Source organism: Bradyrhizobium sp. KZN70725 (genome assembly GCF_055264925.1).
This window is the reverse complement of record NZ_JBUYWT010000012.1, coordinates 183,381-207,226: the sequence shown is the minus strand read 5'-3', so window position 1 is coordinate 207,226 and position 23,846 is coordinate 183,381. Positions and strand designations below refer to the sequence as shown.

Here is a 23,846-nt window from a genome sequence, read left to right as displayed (position 1 = left end):
TGCGACGCCGCTTGAGCGTCGCGCTCCTCGGCCGCATGCAAAGGTGTCCTTGCTGCATCCGGCTCATCAAAGGGCGCGACCCGCCGATCCACTTATGACACAGTAAGATTAGAGATTGGTTTGATTGCTGCCGACGGTCGACGTTCGCGAGCGACCGGCCAGGAGGACGACGATCAACCAGCGGCGATCCTTTTCATCGCCGTGCCGGCTGACACCTCGATGGTGGAGCTATCGACGTCGAACGAGCGTGCTTGATTTCCAGGCAGGAAAGGCCGCGGGCGAAGCAAGGGAATGGTCCCGGCACTGACGCCGGACCGTTCGGATCATGGCGGTGAGCCCGTCCCGAAAAATTACGCCGCCGGGCTCGAAATGCATTGTCCCGGCGGCGCCTGTTCCAATCTGGGCCCGCAATCCCAGTCATGTTTGTGTCTGCAAAACCGGCGCCAAGGTTCGAGCGCCCCCGTAATCATACGGGGACTGGGGGGCCCGCGATGGATTGGTGTTGGCTGCTTGTGCGCTGGCGAAGGTCCGATTGTCTGGGGTGATCCAAGCCGCGGCGCGAGAACGGCTGATCGCCACCGATGCTCCGCCCGGTCAGATATGATGCTCGAGCTTGCGCATCTCCTGCAGGCGAGCCAGGCAAAAATCCCGATACAATTCGTTGATGAAATCCCACATGACCGAAGCCCCTTGGTCCAACCCCCTGGACACTACGCCGGGTTTGTTTCCGGCCGGCTTCGTGGCTTCTGGAAAATGGTTTCATCGAGGAGGGAGGGTGGCGATCCCGGCAGGATTCGAACCTGCAACCCGCGGAGTAGAAATCCGCTACTCTATCCAGTTGAGCTACGGGACCGTGGCGGCCTTGTAGCACCGCCAATATGAAAAATCCGCCTTTCCGCCAAGTCCGTCCGAACCGATTTTTGTGGTCGAACGACAAAGGCGAGCAGGGCGCCCGCCCTGCGTTGGCCTGTCCAGCCTGCCGAGCCGCACGACGCTGCAGCCGGGGGCCGGTCAAAGGAATGTCGGCAATGCGATCTGCGACGTTTTCGTCCGTTCATGTCCGCGCCTTCACTCCGTCACCTTTTCGCGCACTTTTGGCCCCAACGCGGCGTTCGACCGCGGGGCGTTCAGGAGCTCCATCATGATCGGATTGGTTCGTGCCGCCACGATATGCGCCACGCTGCTGCTCGCCCTGGTGGGCGCCCAGGCCGCGGACAAGGCCTTCAAGCGCGACGATCTCGCCGATTCCGCGATCAAGCTGGAAGCCCAGATCAAGAGCGAGGCCGGCGCGGTCAACAAATCGGCCGCGACCCTGCGCACCGACGCCGACGCCGCCTTCAAGCGCAATGATTTCCGCGGCGGGCTGCAAATCCTCGGCCAGATCGCGGCGACCACGCCCGAGGACGGCGCTAACTGGCTGCGGCTCGCCAGGACGATCTTCCAGATCCGCTCGGCGAGCTCCAGCGAACAGACGTTCCTGATGGAGCGCGCCTCCACTGCCGCCTACATCGCCTATCAGCGCGCCGGCAATGCGGGCGAGGAGGCGGACGCGCTGGCCGTGCTCGGCAAAGCGCTTGCCGAGCGCAAGCTGTGGCGCCCGGCGCTGGACAGCTTGCGGCTGTCGCTCGACATGCGCGAGGTCGCCGATGTCCGCGGCCAGTATGAGAAGATGCGCGGCGAGCACGGTTTCCGGCTGCTCGATTATACCGTCGATTCCGACGCGGCCTCGCCGCGGGCCTGCTTCCAGTTCTCGGAGGAACTCGCCAAGCGCGTCGACTTCGCGCCGTATCTCGCGCTCGCCGGCACCGACAAGCCGGCCTTGTCGGCGGAAGGCCAGCAGCTCTGCGTCGACGGGCTGAAGCACGGCGAGCGCTACAACATCAATCTGCGCGCCGGCCTGCCGTCGACCGTCAAGGAGACCCTGCCGAAATCGGCCGAGTTCAACATCTATGTCCGCGACCGCAAGCCGTTCGTGCGGTTCACTGGGCGGGCCTATGTGCTGCCGCGGACCGGACAGCGCGGTATCCCGGTGGTCAGCGTCAACACGCCGGCGGTCAAGGTCGACGTCTTCCGGATCGGCGACCGCAACCTGATCAACACGGTGATCGACAGCGACTTCCAGAGCACGCTGAGCCGCTACCAGCTCTCCGATCTCGGCGACCAGCGCGGCGTCAAGGTGTGGTCCGGCGAGCTTGCGACTGCGACCACGCTGAACCAGGACGTCGTCACGGCGTTTCCGGTCGACCAGGCGCTCGGCGACCTGCAACCCGGTGTCTATGTCATGACCGCCGCGGCCAAGGGGCCGGGGACCGACGACGACGGCACGCTGGCGACGCAATGGTTCATCGTCTCGGACATGGGCCTGTCGGCCTTTTCCGGCAATGACGGTATCCACGTCTTCGTCAACTCGCTGGCTTCGACCGAACCGGTCGCCAACGCCGACGTGAAGCTGGTCGCCCGCAACAATGAGATCCTGGCGACCCGCAAGACCGATGCCGCCGGCCATGTGCTGTTCGAGCAAGGCCTGGCCCGGGGCGAGGGCGGGTTGTCGCCGGCACTGCTGACCGTCACGGGCGAGAAGGCCGACTATGCCTTCTTGAGCCTGAAGACCAATGCGTTCGACCTCACCGACCGCGGCGTCGCGGGCCGGGCGATCCCGGCCGGCGCGGACGCCTTCGTCTACGCCGAGCGTGGCGTCTACCGCTCCAACGAGACCGTTTATCTGACCGCGCTGTTGCGCGACGGGCAGGGCAATGCCCTGACCGGGACGCCGCTGACCATGGTGATCGAGCGCCCCGACGGCGTCGAATTCCGCCGCGCCGTGCTGCCCGACCAGGGCGCCGGCGGCCGGCTGCTGGCGGTGGCGCTCAATTCGGCGGTGCCGACCGGCACCTGGCGCGCCCGTGTCTTTACCGACCCGAAGGGCTCGTCGGTCGGCGAGACCACCTTCATGGTCGAGGATTACATTCCCGAACGGGTCGAATTCGATCTGACCAGCAAGGAGAAGGTGATCAAAGCTGAAGTTCCAGTGGAGCTTCAGGTCTCCGGCCATTTCCTCTACGGCGCGCCGGCCTCGGGCCTGCAGCTCGAGGGCGACATGCTGGTAGCGCCCGCGGCGAACGGCCGGCCCGGTTATGCCGGCTATCAGTTCGGCGTCGACGACGAGCAGACCGCGAGCAACGAGCGGACCCCGATCGAGGACCTGCCGGAGGCCGATGCCAACGGCGCGGCGACCTTTCCGGTGAAGCTCGAGAAGGTGCCGACCTCGACGCGGCCACAGGAGGCCCAGATCTACATCCGCATGGCGGAGACCGGCGGCCGCTCGGTGGAACGCAAGATCGTGCTGCCGGTGGCGCCTGGCGCCTCGCTGATCGGCGTCAAGCCGCTGTTCGGCGACAAGAGCGTTGCCGAGGGCGACAAGGCCGAGTTCGACGTCGTGTTCGTCGCGCCCGACGGCAAGCAGCTGCCGCGCAACGGGCTGCGCTACGAGCTGTTGAAGCTGGAGTCGCGTTACCAGTGGTACCGGCAGAATTCGTCCTGGCAGTATGAGCCGGTCAAGTCGACCCGCCGCGTCGCCGATGGCGACGTCAACCTCGCGGCCGACAAGCCGATGCGCCTGGCCTTCCAGCCGCAGCCCGGCCGCTACCGGCTCGACGTGAAATCGACCGACGCCGACGGCCCCGTCACCTCGGTGCAGTTCGACGTCGGCTGGTATTCCGACGGCAGCGCCGACACGCCCGATCTATTGGAAACCTCGATCGACAAGCCGGAATATGCCTCGGGCGACACGATGACCGTGTCGGTCAATGCGCGCACGTCAGGCAAGCTGACGGTCTATGTGCTTGGCGACCGCCTGCTGACCACCCAAAGCGTCGACGTCACGGAGGGCACCCGGCAGGTCAAGCTCTCCGTCGGCAAGGACTGGGGCACCGGCGCGTATGTCATGACGACGTTGCGCCGTCCGCTCGATGCCGCCGCCGGGCGCATGCCCGGCCGCGCGATCGGACTGAAATGGTTCGGCATCGACAAGAAAGCGCGCACGCTTGCCGTCGAACTGTCGCCGCCCGCGTTGGTGCGGCCGGGCTCGACACTGAAGATCCCGGTCAAGCTCGGCGGGCTCAATCCCGGCGAGGATGCCAAGGTGGTGCTCGCCGCGGTCGATGTCGGCATTCTCAATTTGACCAATTACAAGCCGCCGGCGCCGGACGACTACTACCTTGGCCAGCGCCGCCTGACCGCCGAGATCCGCGACCTCTACGGCCAGCTGATCGACGGCATGCAAGGTACCCGCGGCCAGATCCGCAGCGGCGGCGACTCTGCCGGCGCCGAGCTGCAGGGCTCGCCGCCAACGCAGAAGCCGCTCGCGCTCTATTCCGGCATCCTCACGGTCGGGCCTGACGGGACGGCCGAGGTGAGCTTTGATATCCCGGAATTTGCCGGCACCGCGCGGGTGATGGCGGTGGCGTGGAGCGCAACCAAGGTCGGCCGCGCCAATGTCGACGTGATCGTGCGCGATCCCGTGGTGGTGACCGCGACCTTGCCGCGCTTCCTGCTGACCGGTGACAAGGGCACCATCAGCATGGATATCGACAATGTCGAAGGTGCCGCCGGCAACTATGCCATCAGCGTCAAGGCGAGCGGCCCGATCAAGGCTTCCGGCAATTCGACCACGACGGTGAAGCTCGCCGCCAAGCAGCGCTCCTCGCTGTCGCTGGGCCTCGAGGCCGGCGGCGCCGGACGTGCCGAGTTCGACGTCGACATCTCCGGGCCGAACGGGCTGACGCTGGCGCGGCATTATGCGCTCGACGTCAAGCCGGCGACCCAGGTTCTGGCGCGCCGTTCGATCCGCACGCTGGCGAAGGGCGAAAGCCTGACGCTGACCTCGGACATGTTCTCCGATCTTGTGCCGGGTACCGGCAGCGTTTCGGTCTCGGCGAGCCTGTCGACCGCGCTCGATGCCGCGAGCATTCTGAAGGCGCTCGACCGCTACCCGTATGGCTGCTCCGAGCAGATCACGAGCCGCGCGTTGCCGTTGCTCTATGTCAATGATCTCGCCGCCGGTGCCCATCTTGCGATGGACACCGCGGTCGACCAGCGCATCCGCGACGCGATCGAGCGGCTCCTCGCTCGACAGGGGTCCAACGGCTCGTTTGGCCTGTGGTCGGCGGGCGGCGACGACGCCTGGCTCGATGCCTACGTCACAGACTTCCTGACCCGGGCCCGCGAAAAGGGCTTTGCGGTGCCGGACGTGCTGTTCAAGAACGCGCTCGACCGCGTCAGGAACTCGGTGGTCAATGCCAACGAGCCGGAGAAGGACGGCGGCCGCGATCTGGCCTACGGCCTCTATGTGCTCGCGCGCAACGGCGCGGCGCCGATCGGTGATCTGCGCTATCTCGCCGACACCAAGCTGAACAATCTGGCGACCCCGATCTCCAAGGCCCAGCTTGCGGCGGCGCTGGCGCTGGTCGGCGACAAGGCGAGGGCCGAGCGGGTCTATGGTGCCGCGCTCGATGCGCTGAACCCGAAACCCGTGATCGAGTTCGGTCGGGTCGACTACGGCTCGGCGCTGCGCGATGCTGCTGCGCTGGTCTCGCTCGCTGGCGAAGGCAATGCACCGCGCACCACGCTGACCCAAGCCGTGCTGCGGGTCGAGGCGGCGCGGGGACTGTCGCCCTACACCTCGACGCAGGAAAATGCGTGGATGGTGCTGGCGGCGCGGGCGCTCGCCAAGGAGACGCTGGCGCTCGACATCAACGGCCAGCCGGTCAAGACCGCGGTCTATCGCAGCTACAAGGCCGAGGAGATGACCGGCCAGCCGCTCAGGATCACCAATACCGGCGATGCGCCGGTGCAGGCGGTGATCTCGGTGTCGGGCTCGCCGGTCACGCCGGAGCCGGCGGCCTCCAACGGCTTCAAGATCGAGCGCAGCTATTTCACGCTCGACGGCAAGCCGGCCGATGTCACCAAGGCGAAACAGAATGACCGCTTCGCGGTTGTCCTGAAGGTGACGGAAGCCAAACCGGAGTTCGGTCACATCATGGTGGCCGACTATCTGCCGGCCGGGCTCGAGATCGACAACCCGAACTTGGTGTCATCGGGGGATTCCGGCACGCTCGCGTGGATCGAGGACGGCGTCGAGCCGAAGAACACCGAGTTCCGCGATGACCGCTTCACGGCGGCGATCGATCGGGGCGCCAACGACAAAGCGGTGTTTACGGTCGCCTATGTCGTGCGCGCGGTGTCGCCGGGCAAATATGTGCTGCCGCAGGCCTATGTCGAGGACATGTACAATCCCTCGCGCTATGGCCGCAGCGGAAGCGGTGCGGTTGAGGTGAAGCCGGCGAAATGAACAAGGACGCGCGGCGCAAACTCTTCTCGTCATGGCCGGGCTTGACCCGGCCATTCATAGGCGCGTCCATGCGAACGAAGGATGTGGATGCCCGGGTCAAGCCCGGGCATGACAAGCGCAGCGGGCGGCTGGCGCTCCGCGTCGCGGCCGCAATGGCCGTCGTCCTTATTGCGATCACCGGCGCCTTCGCCGCCTGGATCGTTTCGCTCGGGCCGTTGCCGCTCGACAAGGCGCAGCAGGTCTCGACCACGGTGATCGATCGCAACGGCAAGTTGCTCCGCGCCTATGCGATGACGGACGGGCGCTGGCGGCTGCCGGTCGATGCGAAGACGTCAGTCGATCCCACCTATCTGAAGCTCTTGTTCGCCTATGAGGACAAGCGCTTCTATGAGCATCGCGGCATCGATCCGCTGGCGCTGTCGCGCGCCGCATTCCAGCTTCTCACCAGCGGTCATATCGTCTCGGGCGGTTCGACGATCACGATGCAGCTGGCGCGGCTGATCGAGCCGCGCCACCAGCGCTCGGTCTACGCAAAGCTGCGGCAGATGGTGCGGGCGGTCGAACTGGAGCGGCAGCTCTCGAAGGACCAGATCCTCGATCTCTATCTTGCGCTGGCGCCGTTCGGCGGCAATCTCGAGGGCATCCGTGCCGCCTCGATCGCCTATTTCGGCAAGGAGCCGAAGCGGCTGTCGCTCGCCGAAGCCGCGCTGCTGGTGGCGCTGCCGCAATCGCCGGAGCGGCGGCGGCTCGATCGTTACCCGGACGCCGCCCACGCCGCCCGCGACCGCGTGCTCGAGCGCATGGTCGAGGATGGCGTGGTGTCGAAGGACGATGCCGCGCAGGCCACGGCGACGGCGGTGCCGAAGATGCGCAAGCAGATTCCGATCCTGGCGCCGCATTCGTCCGATCAGGCGATCGCGACGATTAAGGATGCGCCCGTCATCAAGCTGACGCTCGACGCCGCGCTACAACGGAACCTGGAGGCGCTGGCGCGCGACCGCGCCATTGCGCAGGGGCCTGATGTCTCGGTTGCGATCGTCGTGGTCGACAATGAGACGGGCGACGTGCTCGCGCGCGTCGGCTCGGCGGATTATTTCGACGAGCGGCGGGCCGGGCAGGTCGACATGACGCGCGCGGTGCGCTCGCCGGGCTCGACCTTGAAGCCGTTCATCTATGGCCTTGCCTTCGAAGATGGCTTTGTCCATCCCGACAGCCTGATCGAGGACCGGCCGATCCGCTTCGGCACCTACGCGCCGGAAAATTTCGACATGACGTTCCAGGGCACGGTGCCGATCCGCAAGGCGCTGCAATTGTCGCTCAACGTGCCGGCGATCGCGCTGCTCGACCGGGTCGGTGCCAGCCGGCTGTCGTCGCGGCTGAAGCAGGCCGGCACCAGTCTCGTGCTGCCGAAGGACGAGGCGCCGGGCCTTGCGATGGGTCTTGGCGGTGTCGGCATCACGTTGCAGGATCTCGCTCAGCTCTATTCCGGCCTGGCACGGCTCGGCGCGACTAAACCGTTGCGCGAGATCATGCAGGAGAATGACAGTCGCGACACGATGCGGCTGATGGATCAGGCTGCGGCCTGGCAGGTCGGCAACGTCCTGCTCGGCACGCCGCCGCCGGAGAACGGCGTGCACAACCGGATCGCGTTCAAGACCGGCACCAGCTATGGCTATCGCGATGCCTGGTCGGTCGGCTTCGACGGCCGCGTCACGATCGGCGTCTGGGTCGGCCGTCCCGACGGCGCGCCGGTGCCGGGTCTGGTTGGCCGCACCGCCGCGGCGCCGATCCTGTTCGACGCCTTTGCACGCACCGGCAAAATCCCGGCGGCATTGCCGAAGCCGCCACGCGGCGTGCTGGTCGCCTCCAACGCGAAACTGCCGCCGCCGCTGCGCCGCTTCCGGCCGCTCGGCGAACTGGTCCGTAGCGGCAACGACCAGGCTCCGCACATCCAGTTTCCGCTGAACGGCTCGCGCATCGATGTCGATCAATCCGAGGGCGGCCGCAATGCCGCGCTGCCGGTCAAGGTTGCCGGCGGGGTGCTGCCGCTGACGGTGCTCGTGAATGGTGTCTCAGCCGGGGACATCGACAGCCGGCGCCAGCGCCTGATCGAGCCGCCCGGGCCGGGCTTTGCGCGGCTCACCGTGATCGACGCCACGGGGGCCGCGGATACCGTTGTGATCCGCGTGCAATGATCGCACGGGAAAGCGGAGCGGCACGGCCGGAAAGCGGAACAGCGCAGTTGTTTGCGCTGCGGTTTCATCGTATGCGAAACCCATGGTGGATGGCCTCCAACCCCGGCGCTTCGGAGCAGGGCAACAGTCTGTAAAACCTGCGCATTCGAGCCGCAGGCTGTTCATGGCGTTCGAGTTCGCAACGGCCAGCCAATGGCGTTCGATCCTGTTCCTGACGCTGACCTGCCTGGTGCTGTTCCTGCCGGGCTTCTTCACCATCCCGCCGATCGACCGTGACGAGGTCCGCTTTGCCCAGGCGACCAAGCAGATGGTCGAGAGCGGCGATTTCGTCGACATCCGCTTCCAGGACGACGTCCGTTACAAGAAACCGGTTGGCATCTACTGGATGCAGGCGGCTGCGCTGAAGACCGTCTCCGCGCTCGGAGTGCCGCGCGCCCAGGTCCGCATCTGGGTGTACCGCCTGCCGTCCCTGATCGGCGCCATCGGCGCCGTTTTGCTGACCTATTGGACGGCGCTGGCCTTCGTGACGCGGCAGGGGGCGGTGCTGGCCGCCCTGATGATGGCAAGCTGCGTGCTGCTCGGGGTCGAAGCGCGGCTCGCCAAGACCGACGCGATGCTGCTGCTGACCGTCACCGCGGCGATGGGCGCGATGGCGCGAGTCTATCTGTCGTGGCAGCGCGGCGAGGATCCCGCACACCCTTCATGGGGTCCGCCCGCGGTGTTCTGGACGGCACTGGCGGTCGGCATCCTGCTCAAGGGGCCGCTGATCCTGATGTTCGTCGGCCTTGCGATGGCGGGGCTTGCGATTCTCGACCGATCGGCGGCTTGGTTCTGGCGCATGCGCCCGGTCTGGGGCCTGATGTGGACCCTGGTGCTGGTGCTGCCGTGGTTCGTGCTGATCTTCCTGCGCGCCGGCGAGACCTTCTTTGCCGACTCGGTCGGCGGCGACATGCTGAGCAAGCTCGGTGCGCAGGAATCCCATGGCGCGCCGCCTGGACTCTATCTGCTGCTGTTCTGGATCACGTTCTGGCCCGGTGCGCCGCTGGCCGGCATGGCGGCGCCTGCGGTTTGGCGGGCGCGGCGCGAGCCCGGTGCGCAGTTCCTGCTGGCCTGGCTGATCCCGTCCTGGATCGTGTTCGAGGCCGTGCTGACCAAGCTGCCGCATTACGTGCTGCCGCTCTATCCGGCGATCGCGATCCTGACCGTCGGCGCGCTGGAGCGGCGCGTGCTGTCGCGCTCGCCCTGGCTGTTGCGCGGCGCCGCCTGGTGGTTCGCGATCCCCGCATTCGGCGCGGTGCTGGTGATCGTCGGCGCCATCAAGGCGATCCATCAGCCGGTGTTTCCGGCCTGGCCGTTGTTCGCCGTTGCGATGGTGTTCGGCCTGATCGCGTGGTGGTTGTTCGAGGACAGCCGCGCCGAGCGCTCGCTGCTCAATGCGGTGATTGCCGCGGCGCTGATGGCAGCCGGCACCTATGGTGTGGTGCTGCCGCGGCTCACCACCGTATTTCCGAGCCAGGAGGTCGCGCGCGCCTTGCGTAACGTGACCTGCGTCGGCCCGAAGGCGGCAGCCGCCGGCTTCCACGAGCCGAGCCTCGTGTTCATGACCGATACCTCGACGCTGCTCACCGACGGATCGGGCGCCGCGGATTTCCTCGGGCAGGGCTCCTGCCGCTTCGCGCTGGTCGAACAGCGCTCGGAGCGCGCCTTCGTGCAGCGCGCCGAGGCGATTGGCCTGCGCTACAACGCGCCGGTGCGCGTCGAGGGCTACAACATCTCGCAGGGCAAGGCGGTCTCGATCGCGATCTTCCGTTCCGAAGGGACGGAATGACATGCCGGCGCCGCCAGCCATCCCGGATTCTGCCAATTATTTCGGACGATTGCTGACGCTGGTTTGGCTGTCCCTTGCCCAGCTCGTGCGGGCGCCGTCGCATTCGCGCCGCGCCGAGGCGGCGCGCCGCTCCGCGCGCCACGGACTTTTGCTCGTCGTCATCGTCGGCGCCGTGATCATCACGCTGATGTATGCGTTCGATGTCACCGAGATCGGTCTGATGCCGCCACGCGGCACGCCGGGTCTCTGGTGGGTGAAGACGCTCACCGATTTCGGCAAGGACGAGTATGTGCTGTGCGCGCTTGGCCTGCTGCTGATCGTGGTCGCGCTGGCGGCGCCTGCGCTGCGCGGCGTGCCGCGCGCCACCTTGCTTGGCTTCGGGACAAGGCTGCAATACCTGTTTCTGTCGGTCGTGCTCTCGGTCGCTGTCGGCGAATTGATCAAGTGGATCGTCGGCCGCGGGCGGCCCTTTGTCGGCGGCAAGGCCAATGCCTTCAACTTCCAGCATTTCGCCGGCACCGAGGCCTATTCGAGCTTTCCGTCGGGACATTCGATCACGGCGTTCGCGCTGGCCTTTGCCATATCCGCGGTGTGGCCGGGCGCGCGGTTCGTGATGCTGGTCTATGCGCTGGTCATCGCCGCGACCCGGCTCGTGCTGCTGGCGCATCATCCGAGCGACGTGGTGGCCGGCGCGCTGGTCGGGGTGATCGGCGCAATGGTCGTGCGCTACTGGTTCGCCGCCCGCCGCCTTGGTTTTGCCATTCATCGCGACGGCACTGTGGTGGCGCTGTCAGGACCGTCGGACGGGCGTCTCAAAAGGGTTGCGAGGAGCGCCTTCGCCCCATAAAAGCGGTCGCCCGACGGCCGGATCGGGCTGGTTCCATCGCCGACAACACCAACCACGAGTGCCGATTTGCCTGCTCCCGACCAGACGCCGGTCGCCGTTTCCATCGTCGTGCCCGTGCGCAACGAGGCGGACAATATCGCGCCGTTGATCGCCGAGATCGCGGCCGCGCTCGACGGACGCTGGGCCTACGAGGTCGTCTACGTCAATGACGGCTCGACGGATGCCACCGGCGAGCGGCTGAGCGCGGTCATGGCCGGGCGGCCCAATCTCCGGCAGCTTCGCCACGCGGTCTCGTCGGGCCAGTCGGCGGCCGTGCGCAGCGGCGTGCGCGCCGCGCGCGGCGCGATCGTGGCGACGCTCGACGGTGACGGGCAGAACAATCCCGCCTTCCTGCCGGACCTGATTGCGGCGGTCGAGAGCGGCAATGGCCGCGTCGGCCTCGCCGCGGGCCAGCGCGTCGGGCGCAAGGACACCGGCTTCAAGAAGCTGCAATCGCGCATCGCCAACACGGTGCGCGGCATCATCCTGCGCGACGGCACCCGCGACACCGGATGCGGCCTGAAGGCGTTTCCGCGCGAGGTGTTTCTGGCGATGCCTTACTTCGACGGGCTGCATCGTTTTCTTCCGGCACTGGTCCGCCGCGAGGGGCTGGCGATTGCCTATGTCGACGTCGTCGACCGGCCGCGCCATTCCGGCGTGTCGAACTATGGATTTTTCGACCGGCTCTGGATCGGGATCATGGATCTCGCCGGCGTGTGGTGGCTGATCCGCCGCAAGAAGCCGACGCCGGTCGTCACTGAAGTGGTCGCTGAAGTGCCCGATGTCGCTGGCGTGCCAGGCGTGACCGAGGTGAAGTGATGCTGATTCAGTACGGTCAGGCGCTGAGCGCCTATCTCTACGACGTGTTCATCGCCAAGTTCGACTTCTGGCTGGCGTTCGGCCTGATCGCGCAACTGTTCTTCACCGCGCGCTTCCTCGTGCAGTGGATTTCCAGCGAACGCGCCGGCCAGAGCGTGGTGCCGATGGCGTTCTGGTTCTTTTCGATGGGTGGCGGCCTGATGACGCTGATCTACGGGCTTGCCAAGCGCGAGCCCGTCATCATCATCGGGCAGGGTCTCGCCACGCTGATCTACATCCGCAACATCATGCTGATCGTGAAGAACCGCGGCCGCGGGTCGAAGACACTCGATAGCTGATTGCCGTCATCGCCGGAGCGGCGAGCGGTATGCCGGGCCTTGTTCGGGAATCTCGATAGATTCCAGCATCGGGCTCAGCCCGGGATCAATTGCGACCGAATCTGAACCAAGGTCAAACATTCGCCCCAAGCGGCATGGCATCTACGGCTTGCCGTGGGCGTGGCGGCATCTCGAGACCGTGCCCCAGGGGATGAGGGGCGTTGATGACCAGCCGTGACGAAGCGACGAAAGCGGGCGGTTATCGATCGAGCGTCCGCGATATTCCGTCGCTTGACGAGCCACCGCTGACCGGCGAGCGCAAATTGCCTGACCGGCGCGCCGTCAGTCTCCGCTGGATGGCGGGGACGATTCTGATCGGATCCGCCGCCGTCGCTCTTCTGGCTGGCGCGCTTCGCGGGGCATTTGGCGATCACGCGCGATTCGCAGCCGCGCCGGTCGTGTCACTTCCGCGCTTCGCAGGGCAGGTAGTTGACGAGGCGCGACGCGGCGATCGTCTCGACCGGAGGCTCGGCCCGCAGGGCAATTCCGCTGCGCTCAAGATTGAGCAGCTGAGCGATGCCGGCGCGGTCCGTCGATTTACCCGCGTGTCAGCGCGGCTCGCGGAGATCGATCCCGAGCCACACCAGGAAGCGCGGGGAGACGAAAAGGACGACGCGCGAGCGGGCTCGCAACGCGACCTGCTGTCGGAGCTGCCGGCCATCATACGGACAGGTCCAGCGCGGCGCCCGCTGCCGGGCGGCACCAGCGCCTATGCTGACGGTGAAGACGTGCCGCGTCCGCCGGCTCCGATCGGCGAGGCTGTCAACGTCACCAACCTTCCGAAGTCGCCTACGTCGTCGCGTCACCGCCGACATGTCATTATCGCGAGAAGCGGCGACACGCTGGCCGCCATTCTGCGGGCGCTGGCGGCGGCCGCGGAGGACGCGCCGGCGATCCTTGCCGCCTTCCCGTCGCCGGGCGCTCGAGAGACGCTGTCCGGTGGCGAGAAAATCACGGTCGTCGAACAGGGCGAAGACGCCGGTTCGCCACGCGGCCATGTCGCGAAGGTGTCGATCGAACGGGCCGGCTCGGATGTGTCCGCCGTCGGTCGCACCGATGGCGGCCAATACCAGCCGATCGTGCCGGAACAGCCCGACATCGCCGCGCGGAGCGAGAGCCCGCTGCGTGAGTCGATCGATACGCATTCCGTTCCGGGCGAAACACTGCGTGACGGCCTTGACGCGCTTGCGCGCTCCAACCACGTCGACCAGGGGATCGTTGCTGAACTGATGCGGCTCTGTGGCCGCGATTTCGATCTCGACGAGCCGCTCGGCGACGCCGATGTGGCCGAGATCATCTACGCGCCGAACGACATCGGTCAGCCGGAGTTGGTCTTCATCGATTTGACGGCGGGCGGACAGTCCCGCCGGTACTATCGCTTCACGGCGCCGGACGATGGCAGCTCCGATTTCTATGATGAGACCGGCCAGTCCATCACCAGATTCCTGTTGCGCAAGCCGGTCGTGAGCGGGCGGCTCGGCGACGGCTTTGGTTGGCGGATTCATCCGATCCTTGGCGACCGCCGTTTCCATGAGGGCGTCGATTATGCGGCGCCCTATGGTTCGCCCATCGCGGCCGCGGGCGCCGGCGTCGTCGAGACCGAAGGGTACGAACGCGGGTACGGGAAATATATCCGCGTGCGGCACGACCGCGGCTATGAGACGACCTATGCCCACGTCGCGAGCTTCCCGCCCGAGCTGAAGATTGGAGACCGCATTCGTCAGGGCGAGACGATCGCCTTTGTCGGATCGACCGGGCTCTCGACCGGACCGCACCTCTATTACGAGGTGCGGATCAACGGCCGCAACGTCGATCCGCTTCGGATGAAGCTGTCGGGCGGCCGGCTGCTGCAAGGCGATCTGCTCGGGGCTTTCGATCGCCAGCGTGACAGCATCGACCAACTCGCTGCCATCTCCGCGCTTCTGCCGCGGCGTTTCGGCTCCGAACATCGGCCGCCGACATAGCGAGCGCAGATCGCATCACGCCATGCCGGCGCGGCGGGCCTTGCCGGGGTCAGGAGCCCGGAGAGCTCGAAGGCACTGGCGCCGCAACGTCGGTCGCTTCCATGGTGATGCTCTCGCGATCGGCGGCGGTCTCGCCGGCGGCGTCGAGCACGGGATAGGCGACCGAGCAGATGTGCGAATGGATGCGGCGAAGGTCGCGCAGCACGTCGAGATGCAGCGAAGTGGTCTCGATGGTTTCGGGCCGGCCTTCGCGCAGGCGCTCCAGATGGCGCTCGACGGCGGCCAATTCGGCCGCGCGCAGCGCCGCCTTCTCGGTGAGCAGCTTGCGCGCCTCGTTGGCATCGCCCGACATGAACACGCCGAACGCGATCCGCAGCGAGTCGATCGTGCGCTTGTGGAACGCCGACAATTCCTCCGCGCCTTCGGTGGAGAATTGCAGGCGATGCTTGATCTTCTTGGTCGCGAGCTCGCTCAGGTTCTTGTCGATGATGTCGCCGATATGCTCGAGATTGATCGCGAACGCGACGATCTCCATCGCGCGCTGGCCCTCGCGCTCGTCCAGGCTGCCGCGGGTGAGTTTCGTGACGTAAAGCTTGATCGCCTCGTTCAGCCGGTCGACGGTGTTGTCCATCTTCGACACCTGGTCAACCAGGGCGCGATCGTTGGTCAGCATCGCCGCCATCACCTTGCGCAGCATGGCCTCGGTGTGATCGCCCATATGCAGCACCTCGCGCGCCGCATCGGCCAGCGCCAGTGAAGGCGTCTCCAACGCACTCTCGTCGAGATAGCGCGGCCGTGATGGATCGGTCTCCTGCGCTCGCTTCGGCAGCAGACGCTCGAGCAGCCGCGCCATGTGGTCGAGCACGCCGATGAACAGCAGCGCAGTCGCGACGTTGAAGGCGATGTGGAACAGCGCAGTCGCCTTGGCGAGATCGGGCTGCCAGGCGTAGATGATCTCGGTGATCGGGCGCAGGAACGGCGCCACCAGCAGGATGCCGACGACGCGGTTGACGAGATTGCCGACCGGCAGCCGGTAGCTCGCCGGATTGTCGCGACGCGCGCCCTCCAGCAGCGGATTGATGGCACTGCCGAGGTTGGCGCCGAGCACCAGCGCAAATGCGGCATAGGGCGAGATGAACTGGGAAAAGGCCAGCGACATCACCAGCAGCACGCTGGCGACACTGGAATGGACCAGCCAGGTGACGACGGCGCCGATCAGGATACAGAGCACGGGATCGCCGGTGATCGCGCCCAGGAACACGCGCACGCCCGGAGCATTCTCGGCGGGCGCCATCGTATCGAGCAGGATGTGCAGCGCCAGCAGCATCAGGCCGAGGCCGATCGAGACGCGGCCGAGATCCTTGATCCGGGAGCGCGGCCCGCTGCGGAACGCGACGAGGCCGACAATGAACAGGACCGGCGCGATGGCGGCGACGTTGAACGACAGCACCTGCACGATCAGCGTGGTGCCGATATTGGCACCGAGCATGATCGCGAGCGCCGGCACCAGGCTGACGATCTCTTCGGCGGCGAAGGAACTGGTGATCAGGGCAGTCGCGGTCGAACTCTGGAGCAGGGCGGTCAGGCCGAGGCCGGCGCCAAGGGCGGTAAAGCGATTGCGCAGCGCCCGGGCGAGCAGCAGCCGCAAATCCGGTCCGAAGGCGCGCAGAATCCCGCTATGGACCATGTGCAGGCCCCACAGCAGGAGCGCCACGCCCCCCATCAGATCGAGCAGAACAATGCTTCCCATGCTTCCTGGCATCCCGGCGAATTCGAGTCGAATGAACATAGGTATCGCCTATCGACTGGCGATCAACCCCTTTTTGTTCTCATGCGACCACGGCGGGAGCGACGCAGGCTATCGAGTGAGGCGGCCCATCAGGGAGACCTCATTCGACCTGCAGCACATATCCTTCAACTATTCAATCTTTGATTGATCAAACTCGTGTCGCCCGGCGGGGGCGCCCCCCGGTAAACGAATCTCGAACGCGACCGCTCAATTGCGATGGGTTCCGCTAGGCAGTTTCCAATCTTTCCCCGCTATGACGATAGGCCAGGAAGTTGCCCAGAAAGGCTTGGGGATCAGAATGTTTATGAATCGCCGCAAGAGCGAACGCCGCCCGTGCCGGAGCGTCGCCAAAATTCAGCTGGGCACAGGGTCGCTGCCACGCGACTGCATGATCACGGATATTTCGGCCGGCGGCGTCAAGGTGATCGCCGAATATCTGGAGATCCCGCCGGAATTTACCATCATCCTGTCGAGCGGCAGTCCGCGTCAGTGCCGGCTGGCCTGGCAAATCGGGCACGAGTTCGGCGCCCAGTTCGTCGACTGAATCAGCCATTTGGCTGCTGTCTCGCCAGGCGTCCGGCACCGCATCTGGGCCGGATGACGGCGACATGATGGCATCCTTAACCGGACCTTAGGGTTAAGCTGTGAGCATCCCGGAACCTTCGCCGTTCCGAGTCTCGCTTTATGTTTGAGAAATTCCCCCGACCCTCAGGCCGCGTGCGCCGTCTCGCGGGCACGGTATCTGCTGCGATCCTGCTGATCGGGTTGTCTGCCTGTCAAACCTCCGGCCCGTCTGACATCACCGGCTCATTGGGCGACACGGCGGAGGCCACGCCGGCCCCGGCCGATCCGCGGCGCGACATCGCGACCTACCACGAGCGGGTCCGCGCCAACCCGAAAGACACCGACGCCGCGCTGAAATACGCCCGGGCGCTGCGCGCCACCGGCCAGCGGGCCCAGGCGGTCGCCGTCATGGAGCAGGCGGTGCTGGCGCAGCCCAGCAATAAGGCGCTGCTCGCGGGTTACGGACGGGCGCTCGCCGACAACGGCAATTTCCAGCAGGCATTCGACGTGCTCGGGCGCGCGCATACCCCGGAAGATCCGGACTGGCGCATCCTGTCGGCGCAGGGCGCCGTGCTCGACCAACTCGATCGCCACGACGAGGCGCGGCAGTATTATGCGAGTGCGCTGAAGATCGTGCCTGACGATCCGTCAGTGCTCTCCAATATCGGGCTGTCCTATCTGCTGTCGAAGGACCTGCCGAAGGCCGAGGAGACGCTGCGCCGCGCGCGGGAGCGCGCCCCCGGCGACATGCGGGTGCGAACCAATCTCGCCGTCGTGGTTGGCTTGCAGGGCCGCCAGTCCGATGCGGAAACCATCATGAAGGCCGATTTGCCGGCGGAGCAGGGCTCAGCCAACGTCGCCGCGCTGAAGCGACTGTTGGCGCGCAGGGATGCGAGCCGCACCGACGCCGAGAAGATCCCGGTCGCAGCCAGTCGCCGCGACTAGAGCGCTAGCGGGACGCTAGCCGGCGGCCCGGCGCCCGTCATTTCGGCGCGACTGCAGCTTCCTGAGGATCGGCGACAGGAACGACTCGCGGGCTTCGGCGAGATCGGGACGGCCGGTGAGGCGCTGCGCGATCTGCAGGAAAGTCCTTGTGGTGCGGTGACGCGCGGAGACTTCCGCGATCATCTGGCCGTTGTTGGCGGCTTCACCGAACAGCCTGCAGTCGAACGGGATCGCCGCGATCGGCTGGCTCTCGATCGTCTTGGCGAAATCCTTGACCTCGATCTCGGGTCGCTTCGACATGCCGACCTGATTCAGGCAGTAGAGCGGCGGGCGGTCGTTCGGACGCGCGGTCCTCAACAGGTTCATCATGTTCTTGGTGTTGCGCATGTTGGCGAGGTCGGGCTCGGCCACGATCAGGATATCGTCGGCACCGACCAGCACGCGTTTGGTCCAGGCGGTCCATTGATGCGGCACGTCGAGCACGATGCAGGACGTCGTCATGCGCATCGTATCGAAGATGGCATCGAACGCCTCGGCGCCGAAATCGTAGACCTGGTCGAGGGTGGCCGGCGCCGCCAGCAGGCTGAGATGATCGCCGCACTTTGCGAGCAGGCGTTCCATGAAGGCAGAGTCCGGACGCTCGGGCGAGAACACGGCGTTGGCGATGCCCTGCACCGGGTCCTGATTGTAGTCCAGGCCGGCCGTACCGAAGGCGAGGTCGAGATCGACGACGACCGAATCCAGCCCGAGGTCGCGTGCGATGGTCCAGGCGACATTGTGGGCAATGGTCGAGGCGCCGACGCCACCCTTGGCGCCCGCGACCGCGATCAGGCGGCCGACCGAGACCGCTTCGGAGGCCGAGAACAGGCTGCAGATCGAGCGCACGATGTCGAGCACCTTGACCGGCCCGATGACGTAGTCGTTGACGCCGCGCCGGACCAATTCGCGATATGGCGCAGTCTCGCCGGCCGTGCCGAGCACCACGACGCGGGTGCCGGGATCGCAGACCGTGGCGAGCTCGTCGAGACCGGCGAGGAAATCATGATCCGGCTCGGTCTCGAGCATGATGACGTTGGGCGTCGGCGCCTTGTGGTAGGCGTCGATCGCCGCGGCGATGCCGCCCATATGGACCGAGAGATGAGCCTTGGCGAGCCGGCGGTCGTCGGCAGCCGCGCGTGCGTTCGCGGCGGTCGCGACGCTTGCGCAGAACGCCTGCACGGAAATCCGCGGCGCCGGCGCGATGTAATCGTTGGCGTGCTGCGGCTCGTCTTGTTGTTCGGTCATTTCGCGGCGTCGCTCAGCTTGGCTTTCTCGGCTTCGGGGTAGGCGGTCGCGGTCGACTCACCCTTGCGGTATTTATCGAACGCGATCGTACGGCGCGGCGTATAGGCTGCGGTCTCGGTTCGCGGCTGTTCGAGGTCGGACGGATTGGCGACCATCGCGGCAAGGTTACGCTGCGTGGCGCAGCCGAAATTGTCGTACTGCTTGTTCTGGTTGTAGTTCGGATTGTAGATCGAGGGACCGAGGTCGCTCGGCCACACTCCGCAGGGACCGGCGACGGCGGCCATCTTCGGATAGCTCAGCCGAATGGTCGGAAGCGCGCGCGGATCATCGAGATGGTAGGAGCGCTTGGTGATGGCATGGGCGGGTACGCCCATCGACGCCAGCAGGCCGCGGATCTCCTGATACACAGCCTGTGCCGAGCGCGAGTTCGAGCTGTCGGCCGGCACGTCGATCGCAATCGCGCCGGTGCCTTCGCGGCGCCAGGTGCGCGCCAGCCCCATGACGTCGTCGCGCTGCGCTTCGGTGAGGTTGCCGCGGGCGCGGCCGACGAAGACGACGATTGATTGCTCGCCCTCGGTCACCGCGATCGGATGCCGCTGCCGGTAGTCGTCGCCCACGGTGCCGGTGGCAAGATTGTCGCCCGTCAGATTGCAGCCGCCGAGCGCGATCGCGCTGACGACGAGGGCGCCCAACAGCGACAGCGTCCTGGCACGACCGGCTTGTGTGTTGCGTGTCATCATAGGATCCCCCAACCCCTTCAGGTCCGCGCCTCAGTCGATGATGAAGCCGAAATTGACCGGCGTGGCGCCGATCGGCTCGCTGCGGGCGGCGACGCCGTAGATGCGATTGACGCGCGCCAGCAGTGCCGACTGCGCGTCGGAAGCCGGGGCAAATCCGTCGTCGGGACGGGACAGCTCCTTCTGCGCAACGGCGCGCACCACGTAGGGCGTCACGATGACCATGAGCTCGGTCTCGTTGTTGACGAAGTCCTGGCTCCGGAAGAGCTGGCCGAGGATCGGGATCTGATCGACGCCGGGCATGCCGTTGATGGCCTGCTTGGTCTGCTCCTGGATCAAACCGGCCATCGCGATCGAGCCGCCGGAGGGCACCTCCAGCGTGGTGTCGGCGCGGCGGGTCTTGATCGAGGGAATGGTCGTGCCGTTCTGGCCGCCGGTCAGGGCGTTCTCCATCGAGACTTCGGAGACCTCGGTCATCACCTTCAGGCTGATCCGTCCCTCGGTCAGCACCACCGGCGTGAAGTTGAGCGAGATGCCGAACTTCTTGAAGCTGACGGTCTGCACGCAATTGCCGATCGTGCCCGACGTCGTCGTCTGGCAGGTGACGCCGGTCGGAATCGGAAACTCGCCGCCCGAAATGAAGGTCGCCGACTCGCCGGAGATCGCGGTGAGGTTGGGCTCGGCCAGCGTCTTGACCACGCCCGCGCTCTCCATCGCGCGCAGCGTCGCGGTGACGGTCGGCACGCCGAGCTTGTTCAGGGCTGCGCCCGTCAGCCCGTTGTTGGGGGCGAGCGCACCGTTATTGGCGGTGAAGGCGTTGGCGTTGTTGAAGACCACCGCGGCGGTGCCGTAGTTCATGTTGGCGCTGAGGTCGACGCCGAGCTGCTTGACGACGTCCCGGCGGACTTCGGCGACGGTGACTTTCAGCATCACCTGGTCGCGGCCGCGGACCACGATGGAATTGACGACCTTGTCGGCGCTGCCGACCAGTTTGGCGGCGATGTCGCCGGCCTGCTGGGCCTCGACCGGGCTTGCCACCGTGCCGGTCAGGACGACGCTGTCGCCGACGCCCTCGATCTGGACGCCGGGCAGCATCTGCTTCAGCGCGGCGCGCATTCCGTTAAGGTCGCGCTTGATCGCGATGTCGTAGGAGGCGACCTGGTTGCCGTCGGCGTCGAAGAACACCACGTTGGTCTGGCCGACTGCCGCGCCGATGATATAGGCGCGCTGCGCCGAGCGGATCACGGCGTTGGCGATCTTGGGATCGGCGACCAGAACGTCCTTGGCCTCGCGCGGCAGGTCGACCACGACCGACTTGCCGACGCCGAGCGAGACGGAGCGCGTCTTGGCGGCGATGCTGCTCGTCACCGCGACATCCGCGTTCTTGTCGGGATCGGTCGCGCTGGCAAGGGCAGGGATCAGCATCAGCGCGGTGATCGCCGACAATGACAGCGCGCGGACCAGCGTGGTCGACGTCGCCATTTGTTTCGCACCCGTCGTCATATCGAAGCCCCCATCACTTCTGTGTCGTCAGAGAGCTCGGGATGCCGAAGCGCACCACCTTGATGCTCTCGCCCCGCTTCGGGGCATGGTCTCTGGTCTCGTCGGTCTGCTCGTTGACGTCGGCGATGCTGCGCAGCGCCAGCGCCAGCGTTCCGCTCTGCCGGGCGCGCGCCAGCGTCTCGGCCTGTTCGGGCTTGAGCTCGAGGGTCACGGTCTTGCCGACGAGGGAGTTGTTGCCGTCCTTCTCCTTCGGCGCCTGGTCGATCGCCAGCACGCGGACGTTGGACAGCAGGATTTCAGTGGTGACGATATCGCGGCCGCCTTGCTGATCGGGATTCTTGTCGCGACGCGACAGGATCACATCGACGCGGTCGTTCGGCAGAATGAAGCCGCCGGCGCCCGTCTCCGGCGAGATTTCGGTGGAAATCGCGCGCATGCCGGAGGGCAGGATCGCGGCCATGAAGCCGCTTCCGTTGGCCTTGACCAGCTTTTGCTCGCGGATCGGTTCGCCGACGATGAAGGGCGCGCGTGCGATCGAACCGATGATGTCGTTCATGGCATTGGCGTTGGCGTCGTGACGGATGAACGCGCTGCTTGCAGTTTCGGCCGGCCAGCGCTGCCACTGGATGTCTTCGGCCTTGACCGATTGACCGAGCCCGATGTCGGACTTAGCGACCAGCACTTCGACGGTCGGCAGTTGCGCGACGGGCGGCGCGACCGGCGCCGGTTTGCGATCGCCAACGCTCGCGAGATACATGGCCGCGAGGCCTGCGACGCCGGCGATGCCGAGGACCACGATGCGTGCCGTTTTCATGCGATTGTCTGAATGCCCTTCACACAGGGCAATCGCGTCCTTGCGGCACTGACAGCCCTTCCCGAGGCATCACTACGGCCGCAAAAGTATAAGGGAACTTGATGGAAGGTCCGGACAATTAAGGGATTGGTGGGGATGGTGAACGGCGAGTTATCGGCGCTGTTGCATCTCCGCAGAATCCCGGAGATCGCGCGTGCTTAAGGCGTACGACGTTGGTCGCAACGCGGCGTCAGCGCCGGTGGAGCGTGGTTAATGTCGTCTAACGTGGCAGGGCGCGAGGATCAGAGCGCGGCCTTCAACGCCGCAAATCCACGGTCGAGATCGGCCTTGAGGTCGTCGAGATTCTCGAGCCCGATATGCAGCCGCAGCGTCGGCCCGCCCGGCGACCATTTGGTCGCGGTGCGATAGTCGCTGCAGTCGAACGGGATGGCGAGGCTTTCGAAGCCGCCCCAGGAAAAGCCCATGCCGAACAAAGTGAGCGTGTTCAGCATTGCATCGACCGCGGTCTGTGGCACCGGCTTCAGCACGATGCTGAACAGCCCGGAGGCGCCGGTGAAGTCGCGTTTCCAGATCGCGTGCCCGGGATCGGTGTCGAGGGCAGGGTGCAGCACGCGATCGACCTCGGGCCGCGCGCCGAGCCAGCGCGCGATCTCGAGTCCGGAGCGGTGGTGCTGCGCAAGCCGCACCGATAGCGTGCGAACCCCGCGCAGCGCGAGATAGACGTCGTCGGGGCCGGCGCAGACGCCGAGCAGGCGGATCGCCTCCTGGATCAGCGGCCAGGCTTTCGCATTGGCTGCGATGGTGCCGAACATGATGTCGGAGTGGCCGCCGATATATTTGGTGCCGGCCTGCATGCTGATGTCGACGCCCTGTTCGAGCGAGCGGTGATAGAGCGGCGTCGCCCAGGTGTTGTCGTCGATCATGAGCGCGCCGCGGGCGTGCGCCACGGCCGATATCGCCCGCACGTCCGGCATCTCGAACGTCTGCGAGCCGGGCGCTTCGATCAGCACCGCGCGGGTGTTCGGCTTGAACAGCGTCTCGATGCCGGCGCCGATCAGCGGATCGAAATAGCTGGTCTCGATGCCGTAGCGCTTGAGCATGTTGTCGCAGAAATTGCGGGTCGGCCGATAGGCATTGTCGCACACCAGGAGGTGATCGCCGGTCTTGAGCACGGCGAGCAGCGTGGTGCTGATCGCCGCCAGTCCCGACGGGGCAAGGCCGACGCCGGCGCATTGCGGCCCTTCCAGCGCCATCAGCACGTCCTGTAGCGCCCGCGTGGTCGGGCTGCCGTGGCGGCCATAGGTAAATTCGGCGCGATGGGCGTGCAGGTCCTCCGCGGTCGGATAGAGCACGGTAGAGCCGTGAAACACCGGCGGATTGACAAAGCCCTTCTGGGCCTTGGTGTCGCGGCCGGCCGTGACCAGGCGGGTGGCGGCCTGTTGCGGGTGGGAGGGCGTGGAGCCGTCGGAGGAGATCATGGAGCGCTGCCGTTAAACTTTAGACTCTTTGCCGCAGCCGTACCGCGCCGGGAAGACGGGGCCGGGCCGGGAGGTGTTACTAACAAGAGGTAGAAGACATGCGTCAACCCCTTGACCCGGCTCGTCAGCCGCTATGTGATGCTGCGCAACTACCAGTCGCCGCACGTTGAGGGGCCTGCCGCGACCTACGATCCGTTGCCTGACCGGTTTGCAAGTCAAACTGCCGGTCAAATCGGCATTTTTGCTGCAAGGGATCATTGGGATGGCCCGTGAACGCGAGGCGATCACAATGCAAACGTCCACCGGACGACCTT

The 23,846-nt window shown here is 66.2% G+C and carries 16 protein-coding genes and 1 tRNA gene; 10 read left to right on the top strand and 7 right to left on the bottom strand.

All coding sequences use genetic code 11. The annotated features are described in order from the left end of the window. Positions 1–776 precede the first annotated feature (776 nt). Positions 777–853 (bottom strand) — tRNA-Arg (locus ACZBJS_RS14685). Between the two features lie 288 nt (positions 854–1,141). Between ACZBJS_RS14685 and ACZBJS_RS14680 the strand changes: the two genes are divergently transcribed. From ACZBJS_RS14680 to ACZBJS_RS14650, 7 genes are all read left to right on the top strand, one after another. Beyond that, positions 1,142–6,349, top strand: a complete 5,208-nt coding sequence (locus ACZBJS_RS14680) for an alpha-2-macroglobulin family protein (RefSeq protein WP_463438848.1) — start codon at positions 1,142–1,144, stop codon at positions 6,347–6,349. A gap of 68 nt (positions 6,350–6,417) precedes the next feature. Continuing rightward, entirely contained in the window at positions 6,418–8,544 is a 2,127-nt protein-coding gene (gene pbpC / locus ACZBJS_RS14675) for a penicillin-binding protein 1C (RefSeq protein WP_316394262.1), read from the top strand. 82 nt (positions 8,545–8,626) lie between these two features. After that, positions 8,627–10,372: an ArnT family glycosyltransferase gene (locus ACZBJS_RS14670; protein WP_375166482.1), complete on the top strand. Its 1,746-nt coding sequence runs from the start codon at positions 8,627–8,629 to the stop codon at positions 10,370–10,372. Between the two features lies 1 nt (position 10,373). After that, on the top strand, positions 10,374–11,219 hold the full coding sequence (locus ACZBJS_RS14665) for a phosphatase PAP2 family protein (protein ID WP_316394264.1): 846 nt from the start codon (positions 10,374–10,376) through the stop codon (positions 11,217–11,219). Positions 11,220–11,285: 66 nt separating this feature from the next. Then, positions 11,286–12,077 (top strand): glycosyltransferase family 2 protein, encoded by a 792-nt coding sequence (locus ACZBJS_RS14660; protein WP_316394265.1) that lies wholly within the window; start codon positions 11,286–11,288, stop codon positions 12,075–12,077. Continuing rightward, positions 12,077–12,415, top strand: a complete 339-nt coding sequence (locus ACZBJS_RS14655) for a lipid-A-disaccharide synthase N-terminal domain-containing protein (RefSeq protein WP_016845896.1) — start codon at positions 12,077–12,079, stop codon at positions 12,413–12,415. The genes ACZBJS_RS14660 and ACZBJS_RS14655 overlap by 1 nt, the downstream gene beginning before the upstream one ends. 203 nt (positions 12,416–12,618) lie before the next feature. After that, positions 12,619–14,418 carry a peptidoglycan DD-metalloendopeptidase family protein gene (locus ACZBJS_RS14650; protein WP_463438847.1) on the top strand — a complete coding sequence of 600 codons (1,800 nt, stop codon included), beginning with the start codon at positions 12,619–12,621 and terminating at the stop codon, positions 14,416–14,418. A 49-nt stretch (positions 14,419–14,467) separates the two neighbouring features. Here ACZBJS_RS14650 and ACZBJS_RS14645 read toward each other — a convergent pair whose 3' ends face one another. Further along, entirely contained in the window at positions 14,468–16,168 is a 1,701-nt protein-coding gene (locus ACZBJS_RS14645) for a Na/Pi cotransporter family protein (RefSeq protein WP_316394269.1), read from the bottom strand. A 337-nt stretch (positions 16,169–16,505) separates the two neighbouring features. Here ACZBJS_RS14645 and ACZBJS_RS14640 point away from each other — a divergent pair, with 337 nt between their 5' ends. Further along, positions 16,506–16,751 (top strand): PilZ domain-containing protein, encoded by a 246-nt coding sequence (locus ACZBJS_RS14640; RefSeq protein WP_076828746.1) that lies wholly within the window; start codon positions 16,506–16,508, stop codon positions 16,749–16,751. Between the two features lie 140 nt (positions 16,752–16,891). Then, on the top strand, positions 16,892–17,716 hold the full coding sequence (locus ACZBJS_RS14635; protein ID WP_316394272.1) for a tetratricopeptide repeat protein: 825 nt from the start codon (positions 16,892–16,894) through the stop codon (positions 17,714–17,716). Between the two features lie 15 nt (positions 17,717–17,731). Here the strand turns inward: ACZBJS_RS14635 and ACZBJS_RS14630 are convergent, their stop codons facing one another. The 5 genes from ACZBJS_RS14630 to metC all read right to left on the bottom strand — a co-directional run bounded on the left by ACZBJS_RS14630 (position 17,732) and on the right by metC (position 23,532). Then, positions 17,732–19,000, bottom strand: a complete 1,269-nt coding sequence (locus ACZBJS_RS14630) for a CpaE/TadZ family protein (RefSeq protein ID WP_057016553.1) — start codon at positions 18,998–19,000, stop codon at positions 17,732–17,734. Then, positions 18,997–19,737 (bottom strand): CpaD family pilus assembly protein, encoded by a 741-nt coding sequence (locus tag ACZBJS_RS14625; protein WP_253590199.1) that lies wholly within the window; start codon positions 19,735–19,737, stop codon positions 18,997–18,999. The genes ACZBJS_RS14630 and ACZBJS_RS14625 overlap by 4 nt, the downstream gene beginning before the upstream one ends. A gap of 33 nt (positions 19,738–19,770) precedes the next feature. Further along, positions 19,771–21,219, bottom strand: coding sequence for a type II and III secretion system protein family protein (locus ACZBJS_RS14620; protein ID WP_038377148.1), 1,449 nt, complete (start codon positions 21,217–21,219; stop codon positions 19,771–19,773). A gap of 34 nt (positions 21,220–21,253) precedes the next feature. After that, positions 21,254–22,054: a Flp pilus assembly protein CpaB gene (cpaB, locus tag ACZBJS_RS14615; protein WP_057016555.1), complete on the bottom strand. Its 801-nt coding sequence runs from the start codon at positions 22,052–22,054 to the stop codon at positions 21,254–21,256. Between the two features lie 281 nt (positions 22,055–22,335). Further along, positions 22,336–23,532: a cystathionine beta-lyase gene (gene metC / locus ACZBJS_RS14610; protein ID WP_316394275.1), complete on the bottom strand. Its 1,197-nt coding sequence runs from the start codon at positions 23,530–23,532 to the stop codon at positions 22,336–22,338. Positions 23,533–23,643: 111 nt separating this feature from the next. Between metC and ACZBJS_RS14605 the strand changes: the two genes are divergently transcribed. Continuing rightward, complete coding sequence (locus ACZBJS_RS14605) at positions 23,644–23,805, top strand: hypothetical protein (protein WP_316394277.1); 162 nt, start codon at positions 23,644–23,646, stop codon at positions 23,803–23,805. Positions 23,806–23,846: the final 41 nt, after the last annotated feature.

What these genes read in the sequence shown, in the direction of transcription:
- ACZBJS_RS14680 (WP_463438848.1), top strand. Translation starts at nt 1,142, where the DNA reads ATGATCGGATTGGTTCGTGCCGCCACGATATGCGCCACGCTGCTGCTC.
- pbpC (WP_316394262.1), top strand. Translation starts at nt 6,418, where the DNA reads ATGCGAACGAAGGATGTGGATGCCCGGGTCAAGCCCGGGCATGACAAG.
- ACZBJS_RS14670 (WP_375166482.1), top strand. Translation starts at nt 8,627, where the DNA reads ATGGTGGATGGCCTCCAACCCCGGCGCTTCGGAGCAGGGCAACAGTCT.
- ACZBJS_RS14665 (WP_316394264.1), top strand. Translation starts at nt 10,374, where the DNA reads ATGCCGGCGCCGCCAGCCATCCCGGATTCTGCCAATTATTTCGGACGA.
- ACZBJS_RS14655 (WP_016845896.1), top strand. Translation starts at nt 12,077, where the DNA reads ATGCTGATTCAGTACGGTCAGGCGCTGAGCGCCTATCTCTACGACGTG.
- ACZBJS_RS14650 (WP_463438847.1), top strand. Translation starts at nt 12,619, where the DNA reads ATGACCAGCCGTGACGAAGCGACGAAAGCGGGCGGTTATCGATCGAGC.
- ACZBJS_RS14645 (WP_316394269.1), bottom strand. Translation starts at nt 16,168, where the DNA reads ATGGGAAGCATTGTTCTGCTCGATCTGATGGGGGGCGTGGCGCTCCTG.
- ACZBJS_RS14640 (WP_076828746.1), top strand. Translation starts at nt 16,506, where the DNA reads ATGTTTATGAATCGCCGCAAGAGCGAACGCCGCCCGTGCCGGAGCGTC.
- ACZBJS_RS14635 (WP_316394272.1), top strand. Translation starts at nt 16,892, where the DNA reads ATGTTTGAGAAATTCCCCCGACCCTCAGGCCGCGTGCGCCGTCTCGCG.
- ACZBJS_RS14630 (WP_057016553.1), bottom strand. Translation starts at nt 19,000, where the DNA reads ATGACCGAACAACAAGACGAGCCGCAGCACGCCAACGATTACATCGCG.
- ACZBJS_RS14625 (WP_253590199.1), bottom strand. Translation starts at nt 19,737, where the DNA reads ATGACACGCAACACACAAGCCGGTCGTGCCAGGACGCTGTCGCTGTTG.
- ACZBJS_RS14620 (WP_038377148.1), bottom strand. Translation starts at nt 21,219, where the DNA reads ATGGCGACGTCGACCACGCTGGTCCGCGCGCTGTCATTGTCGGCGATC.
- cpaB (WP_057016555.1), bottom strand. Translation starts at nt 22,054, where the DNA reads ATGAAAACGGCACGCATCGTGGTCCTCGGCATCGCCGGCGTCGCAGGC.
- metC (WP_316394275.1), bottom strand. Translation starts at nt 23,532, where the DNA reads ATGATCTCCTCCGACGGCTCCACGCCCTCCCACCCGCAACAGGCCGCC.